This is a genomic window from Burkholderia sp. AU28863 (assembly GCF_002223195.1).
Lineage (GTDB): Bacteria > Pseudomonadota > Gammaproteobacteria > Burkholderiales > Burkholderiaceae > Burkholderia > Burkholderia sola.
Genome location: NZ_NKFE01000004.1, coordinates 21,995 through 41,003, shown reverse-complemented (window position 1 = coordinate 41,003; position 19,009 = coordinate 21,995). Strand labels below are relative to the sequence as shown.

The following is a 19,009-nucleotide window of genomic DNA, read 5'->3' as shown; positions in this document are numbered from 1 at the left end:
TTCATTGGCCGCTCATTCGGCGGCCGGCGCGCGGAACAGCCAACGGCGTGCCGCCGCGCGTGCCGCCGGCTGGCGACGGCGGAACTCGACCGCGATCCCGCGCCGCGGCGCATCGGCGACGAACGCATCGAGCAGCTCGAGCACGTCGTGATCGATGTAGTCGGCGCGCGTCGCATCGATGATCACCGCCGCCCGGTCCGGAATGTGCCGCAGGTGGTGCTTGACCTGCACCTTGCCCAGAAACGACACGTCCTTGCGGAACGACAGCAGGAAGTGGTCGTCATGCTGCGCGAGCGTGACGGGGCTCTTCAGGTTCGCGACGGCGACGGCCAGCACGCTGCACGCGAGGCCGAGCGCGATGCCGAACAGCAGATCGACTGCGAGCACGCCGACGATCGTCGCGGCGAACGGCGCGAACGCGGCCGGGCCTTGCTTCATCACCGAGCGGAACAGCGCCGGCTTCGCGAGCTTCAGACCGGTGTGGATCAAGATCGCGGCCAGGCTCGCGAGCGGGATCAGATTGATCAGGCCGGTGAGCGCGAACACGCTCGCGAGCAGCAGGATCCCGTGCACGATCGCGGACATCCGGCTTTGCGCGCCGGCGTTGACGTTGGCCGAACTGCGCACGATCACCGACGTGATCGGCAGGCCGCCGACCGCGCCCGCGACCAGATTGCCGACGCCCTGGGCCTTCAGTTCCCGATCGGGTTGCGTCGGCCGCCGCTTCGGATCGATCTGTTCGACTGCTTCGAGGCACAGCAGCGTCTCGAGGCTCGCGACGACCGCGAGCGTGATCGCAACCCGCCAGACGTCCGGATTGACCAGGTGCGCGAAGTTCGGACCGAGTTCCGCATGCTTGAGCGATGCCGCGAGCGCCGCGAACGAGTCGAATTCGGGCAGCGTGACGCGATGTGCGGCGCCCGGTGCGGCCGCCGGTGCGACCATGCCGAGCACGAGCGTCGCGCCGATGCCGAGCACGACGACCGCAAGCGGGGCGGGTACCGAACGTACCCATGCGAAGCGCTTGAGTGCCGGCGTGTCCCACGCGATCAGCAGCGCCAGCGACGCAAGCGCGATCGCCGTGGCGGCCCATGCGGTCGGCTGCGCCAGCCAGTTCGCAAACGATTGCGAGGCCGTGCCGCCGATGCCGAATGCGAACGGAACCTGCTTCACGATCAGCAGCAGGCCAATCGCGGCGAGCATGCCCTTGATGACGGGCGACGGCACGTAGGCGGCGAAGCGGCCGGCACGCAGCATGCCGAAGCCGAATTGCAGCACGCCGGACAGCAGCACCGCGAGCAGGAACGCGGAGAAGCTGCCGAGTTGCGCGATGCCTTCGACGACGATCACGACGAGGCCGGCGGCCGGCCCGCTGACGGACAACGAGGACCCGCTCAGCAGCGCGACGACGATGCCGCCGACGATGCCGGACACGAGCCCGGCGAATGGTTCGACGCCGGAGGCATTGGCGATGCCGAGACAGAGCGGCAGCGCGACGAGGAAAACGACGATGCCGGCGACGATGTCGCGCGGCAGGGTGGATAGGCGCTCGTTCAGTTTCATGGTTGGGCGGTTTCGTTGGCGTGGAGGAGGCAGGGCGCGGGTCAACCGAGCGCGGCGGCGGCAGCAACGGGCTCGGGCTCGGCTTCGGCCGGCGGTGCTGCATAGCCGGAATCGAGCTCCTTCAGGCGGCCGTCGGCGAGCGAAAAGATCCAGCCGTGCACGAGCGGCGGCCGTTCGCGGCCGCGCACGATCGGCGACGCGCGCAGCAGCCGCACCTGCTCGAGCACGTTCAGCTCGGCGAGGCGATCGGCGGCGGCCAGGTCGTCGAGCCCGTCGAGCGTGTCGCGATGGCGCCGCGCGAGCGCGCAGAGCGGCGCGATGCGGCGCGCGACGTGCGGCAGGTCGGCGGGGGGCGGCAGCAGCGATGCGCGCACGCCGCCGCACCCGTAGTGACCGCACACGATCACGTGGTCGACCTTCAGCACCCGCACTGCGTACTCGAGCACGCTGGCGGAATTGTCGTCGTCCGGTTGGAACAGGTTCGCGATGTTGCGATGGACGAACAGCTCGCCGGGCGCGCAGTGCGTGATGGTTTCGGCCGGCACGCGGCTGTCGGCGCAGCCGATCCACAGTACGCGCGGGTTCTGGCCGCGCGCGAGCGCGTCGAAGAAGCCGGGCGCGTGTTCGCGCGTCTCGCGGGCCCAGGCAATGTTGGCAACCAGCATGCTCTTGGGGCGGTTCATGAGGACTCCTTTATGAACAAGGCGAATAAATATCGATCGAAATGGCGTACCGACATTCTTTCTAAGTTGAAAGGTTCGATTTCGACTGATATTAGGGGTATGCCCTAGCACTCCGGGTGGGTTGAAACAAATTGTTTCAAATTGACTGGGCGTAGTGCATTGCATGCACCAGCGAGACGCATGAGATGCGCGGGGTATGCTTGTTTATGCGCAGGCGCCGCATGACGGGAGGTTCAGGGTATTGCCATCGAAACGTTAATGATCGGAAAAGTTTTCCGTCTTATTCGTGAAATTAAATAAGGCGACGGAAAAAATGAAATGGCCATTCACGCAATTATTCGTGAATGGCCATTGCGACAATTGCGCGTCAATGCGCAATCGGTCAGAACAGATTGCGGCGATCGGGATCGTGCAGCGGGTCCGGCGTTTTCTGCGTGGTGCGCAGGATGCCCTGCGGATCGAAGTAGAAGCTGTACATCATGTACCAGACGTTGTCCTCGAGATACCGGTACGTCCACACCTCGCGCTTCATCAGCGGAAAGTAGGAGGTCTCGACCGGGCGTCCGAAATTGACGAGGACGTCGGTCTTTGTCCACTTGCCGATCTCCGCGCGATAGAACTCGCTCGGCTGCAGCACCTGGCGCACGTTGACGATCCGGTGGGCCGCGTCGACGTCGGCCGCGACCGTGATCTCGCCCATCGGCTGGGTCGGCCACATCAGGCGCTTGCCGCCGCCCGGCAGGTCGTAGATTTCGCGCGGCGGGCCCATACGCGCGACGATCGCCGATTCGTCCTGGCCGGCCTGGTATTGCTGCCACGGTTGCGCGCAACCGGCCAGCAGCGCGGCCGCGCAGGCGGCCAGCACCGGCAGGCGCGCGGGAATGCGAAAGCGCATCGGATTCTCCAGAACACGGAAACAAGTCCCGTTTTATCACGGACGGCGCGCGATCGCGCATCGGGCGGAAAAAATCGGTGCGGATCGCGGGCCGTCGCGCTTGCGGGCGACGGGCGCGGCGGCCTATGATCCGCGCTTCTCGGGCAGATTGAAGGGCAGGTGGCCGATGCAGGGATGGAAGCGATGCGCGCTCGCGTGGAGCGCGGGGTGGATGCTGGTGTCGTCCGCGTTTGCCGGCGGCGAGCCGGTGCGGATCGCGCTGATCGAAGGGATGTCGGGCCCGTTCGCGAACGCGGGCGCGGCGGTCGAGCGCAACCTGCGCTTCGGCGTCGAGCAGGTCAACGCGGCGGGCGGCGTGAAGCTGCGCGACGGCGCGCATCCGCTCGAGCTCGTCGTGCTGGACAGCAAGGGTAGCCCGGAGGAGGCGCTCGTGCAGTTGCGCGCGGCCGCCGACCGGCATGTCGGCTTCGTCGCGCAGGGCAACAGCTCGGCCGTCGCGGCCGCGCTCGTCGCAGCGCTCGACAAGCTGAACGCACGCGATCCGGACAACCGGATGCTGTTCCTGAACTACTCGGCCGACGATCCGGCGCTGACCGGCGCGCGCTGCAGTTTCTGGCATTTCCGCTTCGACGCGCATGCCGGCATGCGGATGGCGGCGCTCGCGGACGTGATGGCGCGCGATCGGGCGCTGCGCAAGGTGTATCTGTTGAACCAGGACTACAGCTTCGGTCACGACGTCAGCACCCTCGCGCGGCAGGCGCTGGCCGCGCGGCGCCCGGACGTGACGATCGCCGGCGACGAATTCCACCCGATCGGCCGGATCAAGGATTTCTCGCCGTATATCGCGAAGATCCGTGCCAGCGGCGCGGACGCCGTCGTGACCGGCAACTGGGGCAACGACCTCACGCTGCTCGTGAAGGCGGCGCGCGAACAAGGGCTGAACGCGAAGTTCTATACGTTCTACGGCAACAGCCTCGGCGCGCCGGCGGCCTTGGGCGACGCGGGTGTCGGCCGCGTCGTGGCGGTGGCCGACTGGCACCCGAACGCGGGCGGCGCCCCGTCCGACGCGTTCTACCGCGCGTTCCGGACCCGTTTCCCTGCCGCGCAGGACGACTACCCGGTGCGGCGGATGAGCCAGATGATCCAGATGCTGGGCGCCGCGATGGGCCGCGCGGGGTCGGCCGACCCCGTCGCGGTCGCGCGTGCGCTCGAGGGGCTGTCGTTCGACGACGGCTTCCACGCGTCGCGGATGCGCGCGCAGGATCACCAGCTGATCCAGCCCCTTTACGTGATGGAAATGGACAAGGCCGGCACGCCGGGCGTGCGCTTCGACAACGAGGGGTCGGGCTACGGCTTCCGGACGGTGCTCGCGGTGCCGGCGCAACGCACGGAGATGCCGTCGACGTGCTCGATGACGCACCCGTGACGGGAAGCGCCAAGAATGGCACCGAGTTGTGCTACAATGCGCGCCGGTTGTAAGTCACGGCACGGCCATTCTTCCGTGTCCGCCTGTTCAGTTAGAAAGGAAATCACATGTCTGTTGCAGATATCAAGAAGTCGGAAGTCGTTGCTCAGTTCGCCCGCGGTACCAACGACACGGGGTCGCCCGAAGTCCAGGTCGCACTGCTGACCGCACGTATCGTCGAACTGACGGGTCACTTCAAGACCCACGCGAAGGATCACCACAGCCGCCGCGGCCTGCTGCGCATGGTGAGCCGCCGCCGCAAGCTGCTCGACTACCTCAAGGGCAAGGATGCCGACCGTTACCGCGCACTGATCGAGAAGCTGGGTCTGCGTAAGTAATCGAGGCGATTGCCGCCAGCAAGATGCCTGTGTCAGTCCGCTGATACAGGCATTTTGTTTTTGCGCGGTGCGTAGCGTCACACGCATCGCAGGCGGTCCCGCGCGTTCGTACGGGGCCGCCGCCACGACCGATACCGGGGCAGGATTTGTGTCATTCCAGCGCGTCGCTGCATGAGCGCCGCGCTGGAATGGCATAAAAAACACACCTTGCTCCGGGTGATTCGGTCGGGACGCCGCCGCGCGGGAAGGCCGGCGCGGCGAATGAAATGCATGAATACAAAGGAGCAACCATGTCCATGTTCAACAAGGTCGTGAAGGAATTCCAATGGGGCCAGCACAAGGTGCGCCTCGAAACCGGTGAAGTCGCCCGCCAGGCGAGCGGCGCCGTGATCGTCGACGTCGAAGACACCGTCGTGCTGGCAACCGTCGTCGGCGCGAAGTCGGCGAAGCCGGGCCAGGATTTCTTCCCGCTGACCGTCGACTACCTCGAGAAGACCTACTCGGCCGGCAAGATCCCGGGCGGCTTCTTCCGCCGCGAAGGCCGTCCGTCGGAGCATGAAACGCTGACGTCGCGCCTGATCGACCGTCCGCTGCGCCCGCTGTTCCCGGAAGGCTTCTACAACGAAGTCCAGGTCGTGATCCACGTGCTGTCCGTGAACCCGGAAATCCCGGCGGACATCCCCGCGCTGATCGGCGCATCCGCCGCGCTCGCCGTGTCGGGCCTGCCGTTCAACGGTCCGGTCGGTGCCGCGCGCGTGGCGTACATCGACAACGCGTACGTGCTGAACCCGACGCGTGACCAGCTCAAGGCATCGAGCCTCGACCTCGTCGTCGCGGGTACGGAGCGCGCCGTGCTGATGGTCGAGTCGGAAGCCGATCAACTGTCGGAAGAAGTGATGCTGGGCGCCGTTGTGTTCGGCCACGAGCAGATGCAGATCGCGATCGACGCGATCCACGAACTGGTGCGCGACGGCGGCAAGCCCGAGTGGGACTGGCAGCCGGCGCCGAAGAACGAGGCGCTGATCGCGCGCGTGACCGAGCTGGCGCAGAACGATCTGCTCGCCGCTTACCAGCTGCGCGACAAGCAGGCGCGTTCGGCGAAGCTGAAGGAAGTCTACGCGGCGACGTCGGCGAAGCTCGAGGAAGACGCGCTGGCGGCCGGTACGGTCGCGGCCGACAAGGCCACGGTCGGCAACGTGCTGTTCGACATCGAGGCGAAGATCGTCCGTTCGCAGATCCTCAACGGCGAGCCGCGCATCGACGGCCGCGACACGCGCACCGTGCGCCCGATCGAGATCCGCACCGGCGTGCTGCCGCGTACTCACGGCTCGGCGCTGTTCACGCGCGGCGAAACGCAGGCGCTGGTCGTCGCGACGCTCGGCACGAAGGGTGACGAGCAGATCATCGACGCGCTCGAAGGCGAATACCGCGAGCGCTTCATGCTCCACTACAACATGCCCCCGTTCGCGACCGGCGAAACGGGCCGCGTCGGCTCGCCGAAGCGTCGCGAAATCGGCCACGGCCGGCTGGCTAAGCGCGCGCTGGTCAAGTGCCTGCCGAGCGCCGACGAATTCGGCTACTCGATCCGCGTCGTGTCGGAAATCACCGAATCGAACGGTTCGTCGTCGATGGCATCGGTGTGCGGCGGCTGCCTCGCGCTGATGGACGCCGGCGTGCCGATGAAGGCGCACGTCGCGGGTATCGCGATGGGCCTGATCCTCGAAGGCAACAAGTTCGCGGTGCTGACCGACATCCTCGGCGACGAAGATCACCTCGGCGACATGGACTTCAAGGTGGCCGGCACGGAGCAAGGCGTGACGGCGCTGCAGATGGACATCAAGATCCAGGGCATCACGAAGGAAATCATGCAGGTCGCGCTCGCGCAGGCGAAGGAAGGCCGCATGCACATCCTCGGCAAGATGACGTCGGCGGTGTCGGGTGCGAACACGCAATTGTCGGAATTCGCGCCGCGCATGATCACGGTCAAGATCAACCCGGAAAAGATCCGCGACGTGATCGGCAAGGGCGGTTCGGTGATCCGCGCGCTGACCGAAGAAACGGGCACGACGATCGACATCTCGGACGATGGCGTCGTGACGATCGCGAGCACGAGCAGCGAAGGCATGGCCGAAGCGAAGAAGCGCATCGAGCAGATCACCGCTGAAATCGAAGTCGGTCAGGTGTACGAAGGCACGGTGCTCAAGCTGCTCGATTTCGGCGCGATCGTGAACCTGCTGCCGGGCAAGGATGGCCTGCTGCACATCTCGGAAATCGTCAACGAGCGTGTGAAGGACATCAACGACTACCTGAAGGAAGGCCAGCAGGTGAAGGTCAAGGTGATCCAGACGGACGAGAAGGGCCGCGTGCGTCTGTCGGCCAAGGCGCTGCTGAATGAAGCAGCGGCGGCAGCGCAGTCGGATACGCCGCCGCAGCAGTAAGCGGACAGGCGGACCAACGGCCGGCAGTGCGAAAGCGTGCCGGCCGTTTTTTCTGTAGCATCGTTGTGCGGCGCAGCAGCGCCGGCGAGGCGCCCGCCGCCGTGCACGGGTGCGCCATCCGATTCCGATCCTGGAGCGATTTTCACCATGAAAGCCATCGAAATCACCGAATTCGGCGCCCCCGACGTGCTGAAGCTCGCGGAGCGTCCGCGCCCCGAACCGAAGCGCGGCGAGGTGCTGATCAAGGTGGCGGCTGCCGGCGTGAACCGGCCCGACGTGTTCCAGCGCAAGGGCGCCTATGCGCCGCCGCCGGGTGCGTCGGATCTGCCGGGCCTCGAGGTCGCGGGCGAGATCGTCGGCGGGGATGTGTCCGATGCGGCGTTGAACCCGTTCGGCCTGAAGCTCGGCGATCGCGTGTGCGCGCTGCTTGCGGGCGGCGGCTATGCCGAATACGCGGTCGCGCCGCTGCCGCAGTGCCTGCCGGTGCCGGAGGGCCTCACCGATATCGAGGCCGCATCGTTGCCCGAAACGTTTTTCACCGTGTGGAGCAACGTGTTCGACCGTGCGCAGCTCGGCGCGGGCGAGGGCGGCGAGCAGGAGACGCTGCTCGTGCAGGGCGGCTCCAGCGGCATCGGCGTGACGGCGATCCAGATCGCGCATGCGCTCGGTTTCCGCGTGTTCGCGACGGCCGGCACCGCCGACAAGTGCCGCGCGTGCGAGGCGCTTGGCGCGGAGCGCGCGATCGACTACAAGACCGAAGACTTCGTCGAAGTCGTGAAGTCGCTGACGCACGATCGCGGCGTCGACGTGATCCTCGACATGGTGGCGGGCTCGTACGTGCCGCGCGAGCTGTCCGCGCTCGCGGACGGCGGTCGTCTCGTGCTGATCGCGCTGCTCGGCGGCGCGAAGGCCGAGGTCAACCTGAGCGAGATCCTGCGCCGCCGGCTGACGGTGACGGGCTCGACGCTGCGCCCGCGCCCGGTCGAGTTCAAGGCGCGCATCGCCGCGCAGTTGAAGGCGCGCGTGTGGCCGCTGCTGGCCGACGGTCGCATCAAGCCCGTGATTTATCGTGTGCTGCCGGCCGGCGACGCCGCGCAGGCGCATGCGCTGATGGAGAGCGGCGAGCACATCGGCAAGATCGTGCTCGATTGGGGCGCGAACGCGTGACGGCCCGCGCAGCGGCGCTTGACATACGCGGTTTGACCGGTTCAAGCCGCGCGCAGTAAAATCGCGGGTTTGCTTCGCCAGATCCAACCTGACGGCCGGGTTCCGGCACGTTAATGACAAGATAGTGACGAGACAGACACGATGTCGAAACAACGAACAAAGCGAGTGATCGGCAACTGGAAGATGCACGGCCGGCTGGCCGGCAACCAGGCGCTGCTGAGCGAAGTGGTGCAGGGTGCGGGCGCGGTGACGGCTGAAACGTCGATCGGCGTGTGCGTACCGTTCCCGTATCTCGCGCAGGTTCAGGCGCAACTCGGCGGGGGGCGTGTCGCGTTCGGTGCGCAGGACGTGTCCGCGCACGAGCAAGGCGCGTTTACCGGCGAGGTGGCGGCCGCGATGGTGGCGGAGTTCGGTGCGCAGTATGCGATCGTCGGCCATTCGGAGCGTCGCGCGTATCACGGCGAAAGCAGCGAGACGGTCGCTGCGAAAGCGCAACGCGCGCTCGCGGCAGGCCTCACGCCGGTCGTGTGCGTCGGCGAGACGCTCGACGAGCGCGAGTCGGGTGCGACCGAGCAGGTCGTCGGTGCGCAGCTCGACGCGGTGCTGGCCGTGCTGACGGCTGACGAAGCCGCCCGCATCGTCGTCGCGTACGAGCCGGTCTGGGCGATCGGTACGGGCAAGAGCGCGACGTCGGCGCAGGCGCAGGACGTGCACGCGTTCCTGCGTACGCGTCTCGCGGCGAAGGGGGCGGCGGACGTGTCCGTGCTGTACGGCGGCAGCGTGAAGCCGGACAACGCGGAAGAGCTGTTCGCGCAGCCGGACATCGACGGCGGCCTGATCGGCGGCGCGTCGCTGAAGGCGGAAGATTTCCTGGCGATCTGCCGGGCCGCGCGTTGAGCGGTCCGAGATCGAATTGAACCATGACGGCGGCCGGTCGGTCCGGTCGCCCGATCCAATCGGGTGGGTGTGATGCTGTTATTCAAGACGTTGATTATTGTGGTGCAGGTGCTGTCTGCGCTCGGTGTGATCGGGCTCGTGCTGCTGCAGCATGGCAAGGGTGCCGACATGGGCGCCGCGTTCGGCAGCGGCGCGTCGGGCAGCCTGTTCGGTGCGACGGGCTCGGCGAACTTCCTGTCGCGCACGACGGGCATTCTCGCGGCGATCTTCTTCGTCGCGACGCTCGCGCTGACGTACCTCGGTTCGTACAAGTCGACGCCGTCGGCAGGTGTGCTCGGCATGGCAGCGACCGCGCCGGCATCGGCGCCCGCCGCATCGGCGCCGGCGGTCGCGGCGTCCGCTGCGGCCGGTTCGGCCGCAAGCGCGCCGGGCCAGGATGTCCCGAAATAAAAAGTTAATTTTTTTGCGGTTGTGCGTTGAACAAATCCTGAACTCGGGTTAGAATTTAATTCTTGAAGCGATTCGCGGGAACGAGCAGCACAACCCGAGTTGCATGCAGTGCCGACGTGGTGAAATTGGTAGACACGCTATCTTGAGGGGGTAGTGGCGAAAGCTGTGCGAGTTCGAGTCTCGCCGTCGGCACCAAAGTTACTCAATGCCAGCCGCTTCCAGTGGCTGGCATTTTTCATTTGTGGGGTGGGCTTGCGGTTGTCTTGCGATCGCCTGTACTCCGAAATGATTCCTTCCGCCGGAAGTGGTATTCTCCGGACGCTCAGAACCAACCGATAGAGGATTGCCTTGAACCTCGCAGCCTATTACCCCGTCTTGTTGTTCCTCCTCGTGGGCACTGGTTTAGGTATAGCGCTGGTCAGCATCGGCAAGCTCCTTGGTCCCAACAAGCCGGACGTCGAGAAGAACGCACCGTACGAGTGCGGCTTCGAGGCCTTTGAAGACGCCCGGATGAAGTTCGACGTTCGGTATTACCTCGTCGCCATCCTGTTCATCATCTTCGATCTCGAAACCGCATTCCTGTTCCCGTGGGGCGTCGCGCTCCGGGACATCGGCTGGCCGGGTTTCATCGCAATGATGATTTTTCTGCTCGAATTCCTGCTGGGCTTTGCCTATATCTGGAAGAAAGGCGGCCTCGACTGGGAGTGATGGGTTAATCGCCGGTTTGCATGGGCGGCCACGCTCGGTCGCTCGTCTGGAGTGGAAAGCAAATGAGTATCGAAGGGGTCTTGAAGGAAGGGTTTGTCACCACGACGGCTGACAAGCTGATCAACTGGACGCGTACCGGCTCGCTGTGGCCGATGACGTTCGGGCTCGCGTGTTGCGCCGTCGAGATGATGCATGCGGGCGCGGCCCGTTACGATCTGGACCGGTTCGGGGTCGTGTTCCGTCCGAGCCCGCGTCAGTCGGACGTGATGATCGTTGCCGGCACGCTGTGCAACAAGATGGCGCCTGCGCTGCGTCGCGTGTACGACCAGATGGCCGAGCCGCGCTGGGTGATCTCGATGGGGTCGTGCGCGAACGGCGGTGGCTACTACCACTACTCGTACTCGGTGGTCCGCGGCTGCGACCGGATCGTGCCGGTCGACGTCTACGTGCCGGGCTGTCCGCCCACGGCCGAGGCGCTGGTCTACGGCGTGATCCAGCTTCAGGCGAAGATCCGCCGCACCAATACCATCGCCCGTCAATAAAGCCCCGAGCGTCCCCTCAATATGGCAAGCAAAATCGAGACTCTCAAGGCAAACCTCGAAGCCGCGCTCGGCGCGCGCGTGGTGAGCCTCACCGAAGCGATCGGTGAACTGACGCTCGTCGTGAAGGCGAGCGATTACCTCGAAGTCGCAAAGACGCTGCGCGACGATCCGAAGCTCCGTTTCGAGCAACTGATCGACCTCTGCGGCGTCGACTACCAGACCTTCGGCGACGGCGCCTACGACGGCCCGCGCTTCGCGGCCGTGTCGCACCTGCTGTCGGTCACGAACAACTGGCGCCTGCGCCTGCGTGCGTTCGCGCCGGACGACGATCTGCCGATCGTGGCGTCGCTGGTCGACATCTGGGCCTCGGCGAACTGGTACGAGCGCGAAGCGTTCGACCTGTACGGCATCGTGTTCGAAGGCCACCCCGACCTGCGCCGCATCCTCACCGACTACGGCTTCATCGGCCACCCGTTCCGCAAGGACTTCCCGGTGTCGGGCTACGTCGAAATGCGTTACGACCCGGAAGAGAAGCGGGTCGTGTACCAGCCGGTGACGATCGAGCCGCGCGAAATCACGCCGCGCGTGATCCGCGAGGATCGCTATGGCGGTCTGAAACATTAAGGGGGCGTCATGGCAGAAATCAAGAACTACACGCTCAACTTCGGCCCGCAGCACCCGGCAGCGCACGGCGTGCTGCGCCTCGTGCTCGAGCTCGACGGCGAAGTCATCCAGCGCGCCGATCCGCACATCGGCCTGCTGCACCGCGCGACGGAAAAGCTCGCGGAATCCAAGACCTTCATCCAGTCCGTGCCGTACATGGACCGTCTCGACTACGTGTCGATGATGGTCAACGAGCACGGCTACGTGCTCGCGATCGAAAAGCTGCTCGGCATCGACGTGCCGGAGCGCGCGCAGTACATCCGCGTGCTGTTCGACGAAATCACGCGCGTGCTGAACCACCTGATGTGGATCGGCGCGCACGCGCTCGACGTCGGCGCGATGGCCGTGTTCCTGTACGCGTTCCGCGAACGCGAAGACCTGATGGACGTGTACGAAGCGGTGTCCGGCGCCCGGATGCACGCGGCCTACTATCGTCCGGGTGGCGTCTACCGCGATCTGCCTGACGCAATGCCGCAATACAAGGCGTCGAAGATTCGCAACGAGAAGGCGCTCGCGAAGATGAACGAAGCGCGCAGCGGCTCGGTGCTCGACTTCATCGACGATTTCTTCACGCGCTTCCCGAAGTGCGTCGACGAATACGAAACGCTGCTGACCGACAACCGGATCTGGAAACAGCGTCTGGTCGGGATCGGCGTGGTGAGCCCGGAACGTGCGCTGCAGATGGGCCTGACGGGCCCGATGCTGCGCGGCTCGGGCATCGCGTGGGACCTGCGCAAGAAGCAGCCCTACGAAGTGTACGACCGGCTGGATTTCGACGTGCCGGTTGGCGTGAACGGCGATTGCTACGACCGCTATCTGGTGCGCGTCGAAGAAATGCGCCAGTCGATCCGCATCGCGAAACAGTGTATTGAGTGGCTCCGCAAGAATCCGGGCCCGGTGATGACGGACAATCACAAGGTTGCCCCGCCGTCGCGCGTCGGCATGAAGACCAACATGGAAGACTTGATCCACCATTTCAAGCTCTTCACCGAAGGTTTCCATGTGCCGGAAGGCGAAGCGTACGCGGCGGTCGAGCATCCGAAGGGCGAGTTCGGCATCTATCTCGTGTCGGATGGCGCCAACAAGCCGTATCGCCTCAAGATTCGCGCGCCGGGTTTCGCGCACCTGGCGTCGCTCGACGAAATGGCGCGCGGTCACATGATCGCCGACGCCGTCACGATCATCGGTACGCAGGACATCGTGTTCGGCGAAATCGATCGCTAATGGTTGCGCCGCTCGCGAGTGCGGGCGGCGAGCAGTCAGTCACACGCGGAGTCACAAGCGGTATGCGCCGAACCGGCGCGGCTTCGCAAGCTGTCAACAGAGTGAGCGCCAGGTCTGCCGTCCATGCACCCCAGTGTGCGGCAGGTTGTTCGTTCGGTAGGAATTGAAAGAGTCGTGTCTGAAAATGATCTCAGCTGAAGGCCTGAAGGAAATCGATCGAGCGTTGACGAAGTATCCCGCCGATCAGAAACAGTCCGCCGTGATGTCGGCGTTGGCCGTGGCTCAGGAAGAGCATGGCTGGCTGTCGCCCGAACTGATGCAGTTCGTCGCGGACTATCTCGGCATGCCGGCCGTCGCCGTGCAGGAAGTCGCGACGTTCTACACGATGTACGAGCTCAAACCGGTCGGCAAGCACAAGATCACGCTCTGTACGAACCTGCCGTGCCAGCTCGGCCCGCACGGCGGCGCGGAAGCGACTGCCGATTACCTGAAACAGAAGCTGGGCATCGGCTTCGGCGAGACCACGCCCGACGGCAAGTTCACGCTGAAGGAAGGCGAATGCATGGGCTCGTGCGGCGATGCGCCGGTGCTGCTGGTGAACAATCACAGAATGTGCAGCTTCATGAGCCGCGAGAAGATCGACCAGCTGCTTGAGGAGCTCTCGAAATGACGTCCCTCCACGACCGTCACATCAAACCGCTGATCCTCGCTGGTCTGAACGGCGAGAACTGGCACCTCGAAGACTACGTTGCGCGCGGCGGCTACAAGCAGCTGCGCCGCATTCTCGAAGAAAAGATTCCGCCCGAGCAGGTGATCGCCGACGTGAAGGCGTCGGGCCTGCGCGGCCGCGGCGGTGCGGGCTTCCCGACCGGCCTGAAGTGGAGCTTCATGCCGCGCCAGTTCCCGGGGCAGAAGTACCTCGTCTGCAACTCGGACGAAGGCGAACCGGGCACGTTCAAGGATCGCGACATCCTGCGCTGGAACCCGCACGCGCTGATCGAAGGCATGGCCATCGGCGCATACGCGATGGGCATCACCGTCGGCTACAACTACATCCACGGCGAGATCTTCGAAGTGTATCGACGCTTCGAAGCCGCGCTGGATGAAGCGCGCGCGGCCGGGTTCCTCGGCGACAACATCATGGGCTCGGAATTCTCGTTCCAGCTGCACGCGCACCACGGTTACGGCGCGTACATCTGCGGCGAGGAAACGGCGCTGCTCGAGTCGCTCGAAGGCAAGAAGGGCCAGCCGCGCTTCAAGCCGCCGTTCCCGGCGAGCTTCGGCGTGTACGGCAAGCCGACCACGATCAACAACACCGAGACGTTCGCCGCGGTGCCGTTCCTGCTGTCCATCGGGCCGCAGAATTACCTCGAGATCGGCAAGCCGAACAACGGCGGCACGAAGATTTTCTCGGTGTCGGGCGACGTCGAGCGTCCGGGCAACTACGAAGTGCCGCTCGGCACGCCGTTCGCGACGCTGATGGAGCTCGCCGGCGGGATGCGCGGCGGCAAGAAGATCAAGGCCGTGATTCCGGGCGGTTCGTCGGCGCCGGTGATTCCGGGCGACATCATGATGCAGACGGATCTCGACTACGATTCGATCGCGAAGGCGGGCTCGATGCTCGGTTCCGGCGCGGTGATCGTGATGGACGAGACGCGCTGCATGGTGCGCTCGCTGCTGCGCCTGTCGTACTTCTACTACGAGGAATCGTGCGGGCAGTGCACGCCGTGCCGTGAAGGCACCGGCTGGCTGTATCGCGTCGTGAACCGTATCGAGCACGGCGAAGGGCGGCAGGAAGATCTGGACCTGCTGAACTCGGTGGCCGAGAACATCATGGGCCGCACGATCTGTGCGCTCGGCGATGCGGCGGCGATGCCGGTGCGCGGGATGCTCAAGCACTACTGGGACGAATTCGCGTACCACGTCGAGCACAAGCATTGCATGGTCGGCGGTCACGCGCCGCATGTGGCTTCGGCTGCGGCGGCCTGAAGCGAAACACCCGGTTGCGGAATTTGAGCGCACGGTCGGGCGAACGCGCGAACGGGCGGAAATAGGTTAAGGACCATTCACCATCATGGTTGAACTTGAAATAGACGGCAAGAAGGTCGAGGTGCCCGAAGGCAGCATGGTGATCCAGGCTGCGCACAAGGCGGATACGTACATTCCTCACTTCTGCTATCACAAGAAACTGTCGGTCGCGGCCAACTGCCGGATGTGTCTCGTCGAAGTCGAGAAGATGCCGAAGGCCGTGCCTGCCTGCGCGACCCCCGTGTCGGCCGGCATGATCGTCCGCACGCAGTCCGACAAGGCCGTCAAGGCGCAGCAGTCGGTGATGGAATTCCTCCTCATCAATCACCCGCTCGATTGCCCGATCTGCGATCAGGGCGGCGAATGCCAGCTGCAGGATCTGGCGGTCGGCTACGGCAAGTCGTCGTCGCGCTACTCGGAAGAAAAGCGCGTGGTGTTCCACAAGAACGTGGGCCCGCTGATCTCGATGGAAGAAATGTCCCGCTGCATCCACTGCACGCGCTGCGTCCGCTTCGGCCAGGAGATCGCCGGCGTGATGGAGTTCGGCATGCTGGGCCGCGGCGAGCATTCGGAAATCACGACGTTCGTCGGCAAGACGGTCGACTCCGAACTGTCGGGTAACATGATCGACCTGTGCCCGGTCGGCGCGCTGACCAGCAAGCCGTTCCGCTACAGCGCCCGTACGTGGGAACTGTCGCGCCGCAAGTCGGTGAGCCCGCACGATTCCGTCGGCGCGAACCTCGTCGTGCAGGTGAAGAACAACCGCGTGATGCGCGTGCTGCCGTTCGAGAACGAAGCGATCAACGAATGCTGGATCTCGGACAAGGACCGCTTCTCGTATGAAGGCCTCAACAGCGAAGAGCGCCTGACGAAGCCGATGCTGAAGCAGGGCGGCCAGTGGATCGAAACCGACTGGCAAACCGCGCTCGAATACGTCGCGAAGGGCCTGAAGGGCATCGCCGCGGATCACGGCGCGAACGCGCTGGCGATGCTCGCGAGCGCGCACAGCACCGCGGAAGAGCTGTTCCTTGTGAAGCAGCTCGCCAGCGAACTGAAGACGCCGAACGTCGACTTCCGTCTGCGCCAGCAGGATTTCTCGGCGCCGGTCCAGGGCGCACCGTGGCTCGGGATGCCGATCGCCGACCTGTCGAACGTGGACGCCGCGTTCGTCGTCGGTTCGTTCCTGCGCCGCGACCACCCGCTGTTCGCATCGCGCCTGCGTCAGGCTGCGAAGAACGGCGCGAAGCTGCACTTCCTGCACGCGACCGGTGACGATGCACTGATCCCGACCGCGCAGCGCATCGTTGCTGCACCGTCCGCATGGCTCGACGAGCTGGCCGGCATCGCCGCCGCCGTCGCGCAACTGCGCGGCGTCGCGCTGCCCGACGCGCTGGCTGGCGTCACCGCATCGCCGGCCGCGCAAGCTGTCGCACAGTCGCTCGCGAACGGCGACCGCCGCGCGGTGCTGCTCGGCAACGTCGCGGTCCGTCATCCGCAATTCGCGAAGCTGCACGCCGTCGCGCAGTGGATCGCCGAGAACACCGGCGCCACGTTCGGCTTCCTGACGGAAGCGGCGAACACGGTCGGTGCGCACGTCGTGGGCGCACTGCCGGGCGAAGGCGGCCTGAATGCACGCGAAGCGTTCGCGCAGCCGCGCAAGGGCTACGTGCTGCTGAACGTCGAGCCGGAATTCGACACAGCCGATCCGGCACAGGCGCTGGCCGCGCTGAACCAGGCGGAGATGGTCGTCGTGATGTCGCCGTTCAAGCACGGCCTCGACTACGCCGACGTGCTGCTGCCGGTCGCGCCGTTCACGGAAACGGCCGGCACGTTCATCAACGCCGAAGGCACCGTGCAGAGCTTCAACGGCGTCGTGCGTCCGCTCGGCGACACGCGTCCGGGCTGGAAGGTGCTGCGCGTGCTCGGCAGCCTGCTCGGCTTGCCGAACTTCGAATACGAGACCGCGGAAGAAGTGCGTGTCGCCGCGCTCGGCGACGCCGGCGTCGCGGGCCGTCTGTCGAACCAGACGTCGGTCGCGCCGGTTCGCGCTGCGGCGAATGCCGCGAACGGCGGCTTCGAGCGCCTGGCCGATGTGCCGATCTATCACGCCGACGCGCTCGTGCGCCGTGCAGGTGCGCTGCACCTGACGGCCGCCGCGAAGGCGGCGAATGCCGCAGCCCTGCCGGCCGCGCTGTTCGACAAGCTGGGCTTGAAGGAAGGCGACGCGGTGCGCGTGCGCCAGGGCGAGCGTGCGGTGCAGTTGCCGGCCGTGCGCGACGCGAATCTTGCGGAGACGGTCGTTCGCGTGTCGGCGGCAACGCCTGCCGGCGCAGCGCTCGGCAGCCTGTCCGGTGAACTGGTGGTGGAGAAGGCGTAAATGAGCTTGTTCGATACGATCAACGCGGGCGGGTCCCAGCTTCTCGGCTTCGCATGGCCGACGGTATGGGCCGTCGTGCGCATCCTCGTCGTCTCCGTCGTCATCCTGCTGTGCGTCGCGTACCTGATTCTGTGGGAGCGCAAGCTGATCGGCTGGATGCACGTGCGTCTCGGCCCGAACCGCGTCGGCCCCGGCGGCCTGCTGCAGCCGATCGCCGACGTGCTGAAGCTGCTGCTGAAGGAAGTCATCCAGCCGAGCGCCGCCAGCCGCTGGCTGTACCTGATCGCGCCGGTGATGACCGTCGTGCCGGCATTCGCCGTGTGGGCGGTGATCCCGTTCCAGGCCGAAGCCGTGCTCGCGAACGTGAACGCGGGCCTGCTGTACGCGATGGCGATCTCGTCGATCGGCGTGTACGCGGTGATTCTCGCGGGCTGGGCGTCGAACTCGAAGTACGCGTTCCTCGGCGCGATGCGCGCCGCGGCACAGATGGTGTCGTACGAAATCTCGATGGGCTTCGCGCTGGTGCTCGTGCTGATGACGGCCGGCAGCCTGAACCTGTCGGAAATCGTCGGTTCGCAACAGCACGGCTTCTTCGCGGGCCACGGCGTGAACTTCCTGTCGTGGAACTGGCTGCCGCTGCTGCCGGCGTTCGTCGTCTACTTCATCTCGGGCATCGCCGAAACGAACCGTCACCCGTTCGACGTGGTGGAAGGGGAGTCGGAAATCGTTGCCGGTCACATGATCGATTACTCGGGCATGGCGTTCGCGCTGTTCTTCCTCGCCGAGTACATCAACATGATCGTGATCTCGGCGCTGGCGGCGACGCTGTTCCTCGGCGGCTGGGACGCACCATTCGAATTCCTGTCGTTCATCCCGGGCATCTTCTGGCTCGTGCTGAAGGTCTTCGCGTTGCTGTCGGTGTTCATCTGGGTGCGCGCGACGTTCCCGCGCTACCGTTACGACCAGATCATGCGTCTGGGCTGGAAGGTGTTCCTGCCCGTCACGGTGGTCTGGGTGGTCGTGGTCGGCTTCTGGATGATGTCGCCGCTGAACATCTGGGTGAAGTAAGGACGAAATCATGACGGCTATCCAACACTTCTTTAAGACCTTCTTCCTGACCGAGCTGCTGAAGGGGCTCGCGCTGACCGGTCGCTATACGTTCAAGCGCAAGTTCACCGTGCAGTTCCCGGAAGAGAAGACGCCGATTTCGCCGCGTTTTCGCGGGCTGCATGCACTGCGCCGCTACGAGAACGGCGAAGAGCGCTGCATCGCGTGCAAGCTGTGCGAGGCCGTGTGCCCCGCGCTGGCGATCACGATCGAATCGGAAACGCGCGCCGACAACACGCGCCGCACGACGCGCTACGACATCGACCTGACGAAGTGCATCTTCTGCGGTTTCTGCGAAGAGAGCTGCCCGGTCGATTCGATCGTCGAGACGCAGATTCTCGAGTACCACGGCGAAAAGCGCGGCGACCTGTATTTCACGAAGGATATGCTGCTCGCGGTGGGCGATCGCTACGAGAAGGACATCGCCGCGGCGAAGGCTGCCGACGCGCCGTATCGTTGATTGT

18 protein-coding genes and 1 tRNA gene are annotated in these 19,009 nt (G+C 65.3%); 16 read left to right on the top strand and 3 right to left on the bottom strand.

The window, feature by feature from the left end; genetic code table 11:
- Positions 1-12: 12 nt before the first annotated feature.
- From CFB81_RS11640 to CFB81_RS11630, 3 genes are all read right to left on the bottom strand, one after another.
- Positions 13-1,563 (bottom strand): SulP family inorganic anion transporter, encoded by a 1,551-nt coding sequence (locus tag CFB81_RS11640; protein ID WP_069618156.1) that lies wholly within the window; start codon positions 1,561-1,563, stop codon positions 13-15.
- Positions 1,564-1,604: 41 nt separating this feature from the next.
- Positions 1,605-2,246, bottom strand: a complete 642-nt coding sequence (locus CFB81_RS11635; protein ID WP_089435394.1) for a carbonic anhydrase — start codon at positions 2,244-2,246, stop codon at positions 1,605-1,607.
- 382 nt (positions 2,247-2,628) lie between these two features.
- Positions 2,629-3,141: a hypothetical protein gene (locus CFB81_RS11630; protein WP_089435393.1), complete on the bottom strand. Its 513-nt coding sequence runs from the start codon at positions 3,139-3,141 to the stop codon at positions 2,629-2,631.
- Between the two features lie 166 nt (positions 3,142-3,307).
- On the opposite strand from CFB81_RS11630, the gene CFB81_RS11625 reads away from it, so the two are divergent.
- The 16 genes from CFB81_RS11625 to nuoI all read left to right on the top strand — a co-directional run bounded on the left by CFB81_RS11625 (position 3,308) and on the right by nuoI (position 19,005).
- Complete coding sequence (locus CFB81_RS11625; protein ID WP_089435392.1) at positions 3,308-4,567, top strand: branched-chain amino acid ABC transporter substrate-binding protein; 1,260 nt, start codon at positions 3,308-3,310, stop codon at positions 4,565-4,567.
- 107 nt (positions 4,568-4,674) lie between these two features.
- Entirely contained in the window at positions 4,675-4,944 is a 270-nt protein-coding gene (gene rpsO, locus CFB81_RS11620) for a 30S ribosomal protein S15 (RefSeq protein WP_006398792.1), read from the top strand.
- Between the two features lie 290 nt (positions 4,945-5,234).
- A complete protein-coding gene (gene pnp, locus CFB81_RS11615; RefSeq protein WP_050016459.1) occupies positions 5,235-7,382 on the top strand; it encodes a polyribonucleotide nucleotidyltransferase in 2,148 nt (715 codons plus the stop codon).
- A gap of 147 nt (positions 7,383-7,529) precedes the next feature.
- Complete coding sequence (locus CFB81_RS11610) at positions 7,530-8,549, top strand: NAD(P)H-quinone oxidoreductase (RefSeq protein WP_069618161.1); 1,020 nt, start codon at positions 7,530-7,532, stop codon at positions 8,547-8,549.
- 141 nt (positions 8,550-8,690) lie between these two features.
- The gene (gene tpiA / locus CFB81_RS11605) at positions 8,691-9,446 is read left to right on the top strand and encodes a triose-phosphate isomerase (protein ID WP_069618162.1); all 756 of its coding nucleotides are present in this window, start codon (positions 8,691-8,693) and stop codon (positions 9,444-9,446) included.
- Positions 9,447-9,518: 72 nt separating this feature from the next.
- Entirely contained in the window at positions 9,519-9,896 is a 378-nt protein-coding gene (gene secG, locus CFB81_RS11600) for a preprotein translocase subunit SecG (protein ID WP_069618163.1), read from the top strand.
- A 110-nt stretch (positions 9,897-10,006) separates the two neighbouring features.
- A tRNA-Leu gene (locus CFB81_RS11595) sits at positions 10,007-10,091 on the top strand.
- 153 nt (positions 10,092-10,244) lie between these two features.
- Positions 10,245-10,604, top strand: a complete 360-nt coding sequence (locus tag CFB81_RS11590; protein ID WP_006398798.1) for an NADH-quinone oxidoreductase subunit A — start codon at positions 10,245-10,247, stop codon at positions 10,602-10,604.
- 62 nt (positions 10,605-10,666) lie between these two features.
- Complete coding sequence (locus tag CFB81_RS11585) at positions 10,667-11,146, top strand: NADH-quinone oxidoreductase subunit B family protein (RefSeq protein WP_006398799.1); 480 nt, start codon at positions 10,667-10,669, stop codon at positions 11,144-11,146.
- Between the two features lie 21 nt (positions 11,147-11,167).
- Positions 11,168-11,770 (top strand): NADH-quinone oxidoreductase subunit C, encoded by a 603-nt coding sequence (locus tag CFB81_RS11580; protein ID WP_058901654.1) that lies wholly within the window; start codon positions 11,168-11,170, stop codon positions 11,768-11,770.
- Between the two features lie 9 nt (positions 11,771-11,779).
- The gene (locus CFB81_RS11575; protein WP_009694120.1) at positions 11,780-13,033 is read left to right on the top strand and encodes an NADH-quinone oxidoreductase subunit D; all 1,254 of its coding nucleotides are present in this window, start codon (positions 11,780-11,782) and stop codon (positions 13,031-13,033) included.
- Positions 13,034-13,217: 184 nt separating this feature from the next.
- Positions 13,218-13,703 (top strand): NADH-quinone oxidoreductase subunit NuoE, encoded by a 486-nt coding sequence (gene nuoE, locus CFB81_RS11570; RefSeq protein ID WP_006478266.1) that lies wholly within the window; start codon positions 13,218-13,220, stop codon positions 13,701-13,703.
- Complete coding sequence (gene nuoF / locus CFB81_RS11565) at positions 13,700-15,022, top strand: NADH-quinone oxidoreductase subunit NuoF (protein WP_017331620.1); 1,323 nt, start codon at positions 13,700-13,702, stop codon at positions 15,020-15,022. The genes nuoE and nuoF overlap by 4 nt, the downstream gene beginning before the upstream one ends.
- An 85-nt stretch (positions 15,023-15,107) precedes the next feature.
- On the top strand, positions 15,108-17,438 hold the full coding sequence (gene nuoG, locus CFB81_RS11560; RefSeq protein WP_069618165.1) for an NADH-quinone oxidoreductase subunit NuoG: 2,331 nt from the start codon (positions 15,108-15,110) through the stop codon (positions 17,436-17,438).
- On the top strand, positions 17,439-18,506 hold the full coding sequence (gene nuoH / locus CFB81_RS11555) for an NADH-quinone oxidoreductase subunit NuoH (RefSeq protein WP_069618166.1): 1,068 nt from the start codon (positions 17,439-17,441) through the stop codon (positions 18,504-18,506).
- A gap of 10 nt (positions 18,507-18,516) precedes the next feature.
- On the top strand, positions 18,517-19,005 hold the full coding sequence (gene nuoI, locus CFB81_RS11550; protein ID WP_006484869.1) for an NADH-quinone oxidoreductase subunit NuoI: 489 nt from the start codon (positions 18,517-18,519) through the stop codon (positions 19,003-19,005).
- Positions 19,006-19,009: the final 4 nt, after the last annotated feature.

Coding starts and splice junctions, on each gene's coding strand:
- tpiA (WP_069618162.1), top strand. CDS start 8,691: ATGTCGAAACAACGAACAAAGCGAGTGATCGGCAACTGGAAGATGCAC.
- CFB81_RS11575 (WP_009694120.1), top strand. CDS start 11,780: ATGGCAGAAATCAAGAACTACACGCTCAACTTCGGCCCGCAGCACCCG.
- nuoI (WP_006484869.1), top strand. CDS start 18,517: ATGACGGCTATCCAACACTTCTTTAAGACCTTCTTCCTGACCGAGCTG.
- CFB81_RS11640 (WP_069618156.1), bottom strand. CDS start 1,563: ATGAAACTGAACGAGCGCCTATCCACCCTGCCGCGCGACATCGTCGCC.
- CFB81_RS11610 (WP_069618161.1), top strand. CDS start 7,530: ATGAAAGCCATCGAAATCACCGAATTCGGCGCCCCCGACGTGCTGAAG.
- nuoH (WP_069618166.1), top strand. CDS start 17,439: ATGAGCTTGTTCGATACGATCAACGCGGGCGGGTCCCAGCTTCTCGGC.
- nuoE (WP_006478266.1), top strand. CDS start 13,218: ATGATCTCAGCTGAAGGCCTGAAGGAAATCGATCGAGCGTTGACGAAG.
- CFB81_RS11625 (WP_089435392.1), top strand. CDS start 3,308: ATGCAGGGATGGAAGCGATGCGCGCTCGCGTGGAGCGCGGGGTGGATG.
- CFB81_RS11580 (WP_058901654.1), top strand. CDS start 11,168: ATGGCAAGCAAAATCGAGACTCTCAAGGCAAACCTCGAAGCCGCGCTC.
- rpsO (WP_006398792.1), top strand. CDS start 4,675: ATGTCTGTTGCAGATATCAAGAAGTCGGAAGTCGTTGCTCAGTTCGCC.
- CFB81_RS11585 (WP_006398799.1), top strand. CDS start 10,667: ATGAGTATCGAAGGGGTCTTGAAGGAAGGGTTTGTCACCACGACGGCT.
- pnp (WP_050016459.1), top strand. CDS start 5,235: ATGTCCATGTTCAACAAGGTCGTGAAGGAATTCCAATGGGGCCAGCAC.
- CFB81_RS11630 (WP_089435393.1), bottom strand. CDS start 3,141: ATGCGCTTTCGCATTCCCGCGCGCCTGCCGGTGCTGGCCGCCTGCGCG.
- nuoG (WP_069618165.1), top strand. CDS start 15,108: ATGGTTGAACTTGAAATAGACGGCAAGAAGGTCGAGGTGCCCGAAGGC.
- CFB81_RS11635 (WP_089435394.1), bottom strand. CDS start 2,246: ATGAACCGCCCCAAGAGCATGCTGGTTGCCAACATTGCCTGGGCCCGC.
- nuoF (WP_017331620.1), top strand. CDS start 13,700: ATGACGTCCCTCCACGACCGTCACATCAAACCGCTGATCCTCGCTGGT.
- secG (WP_069618163.1), top strand. CDS start 9,519: ATGCTGTTATTCAAGACGTTGATTATTGTGGTGCAGGTGCTGTCTGCG.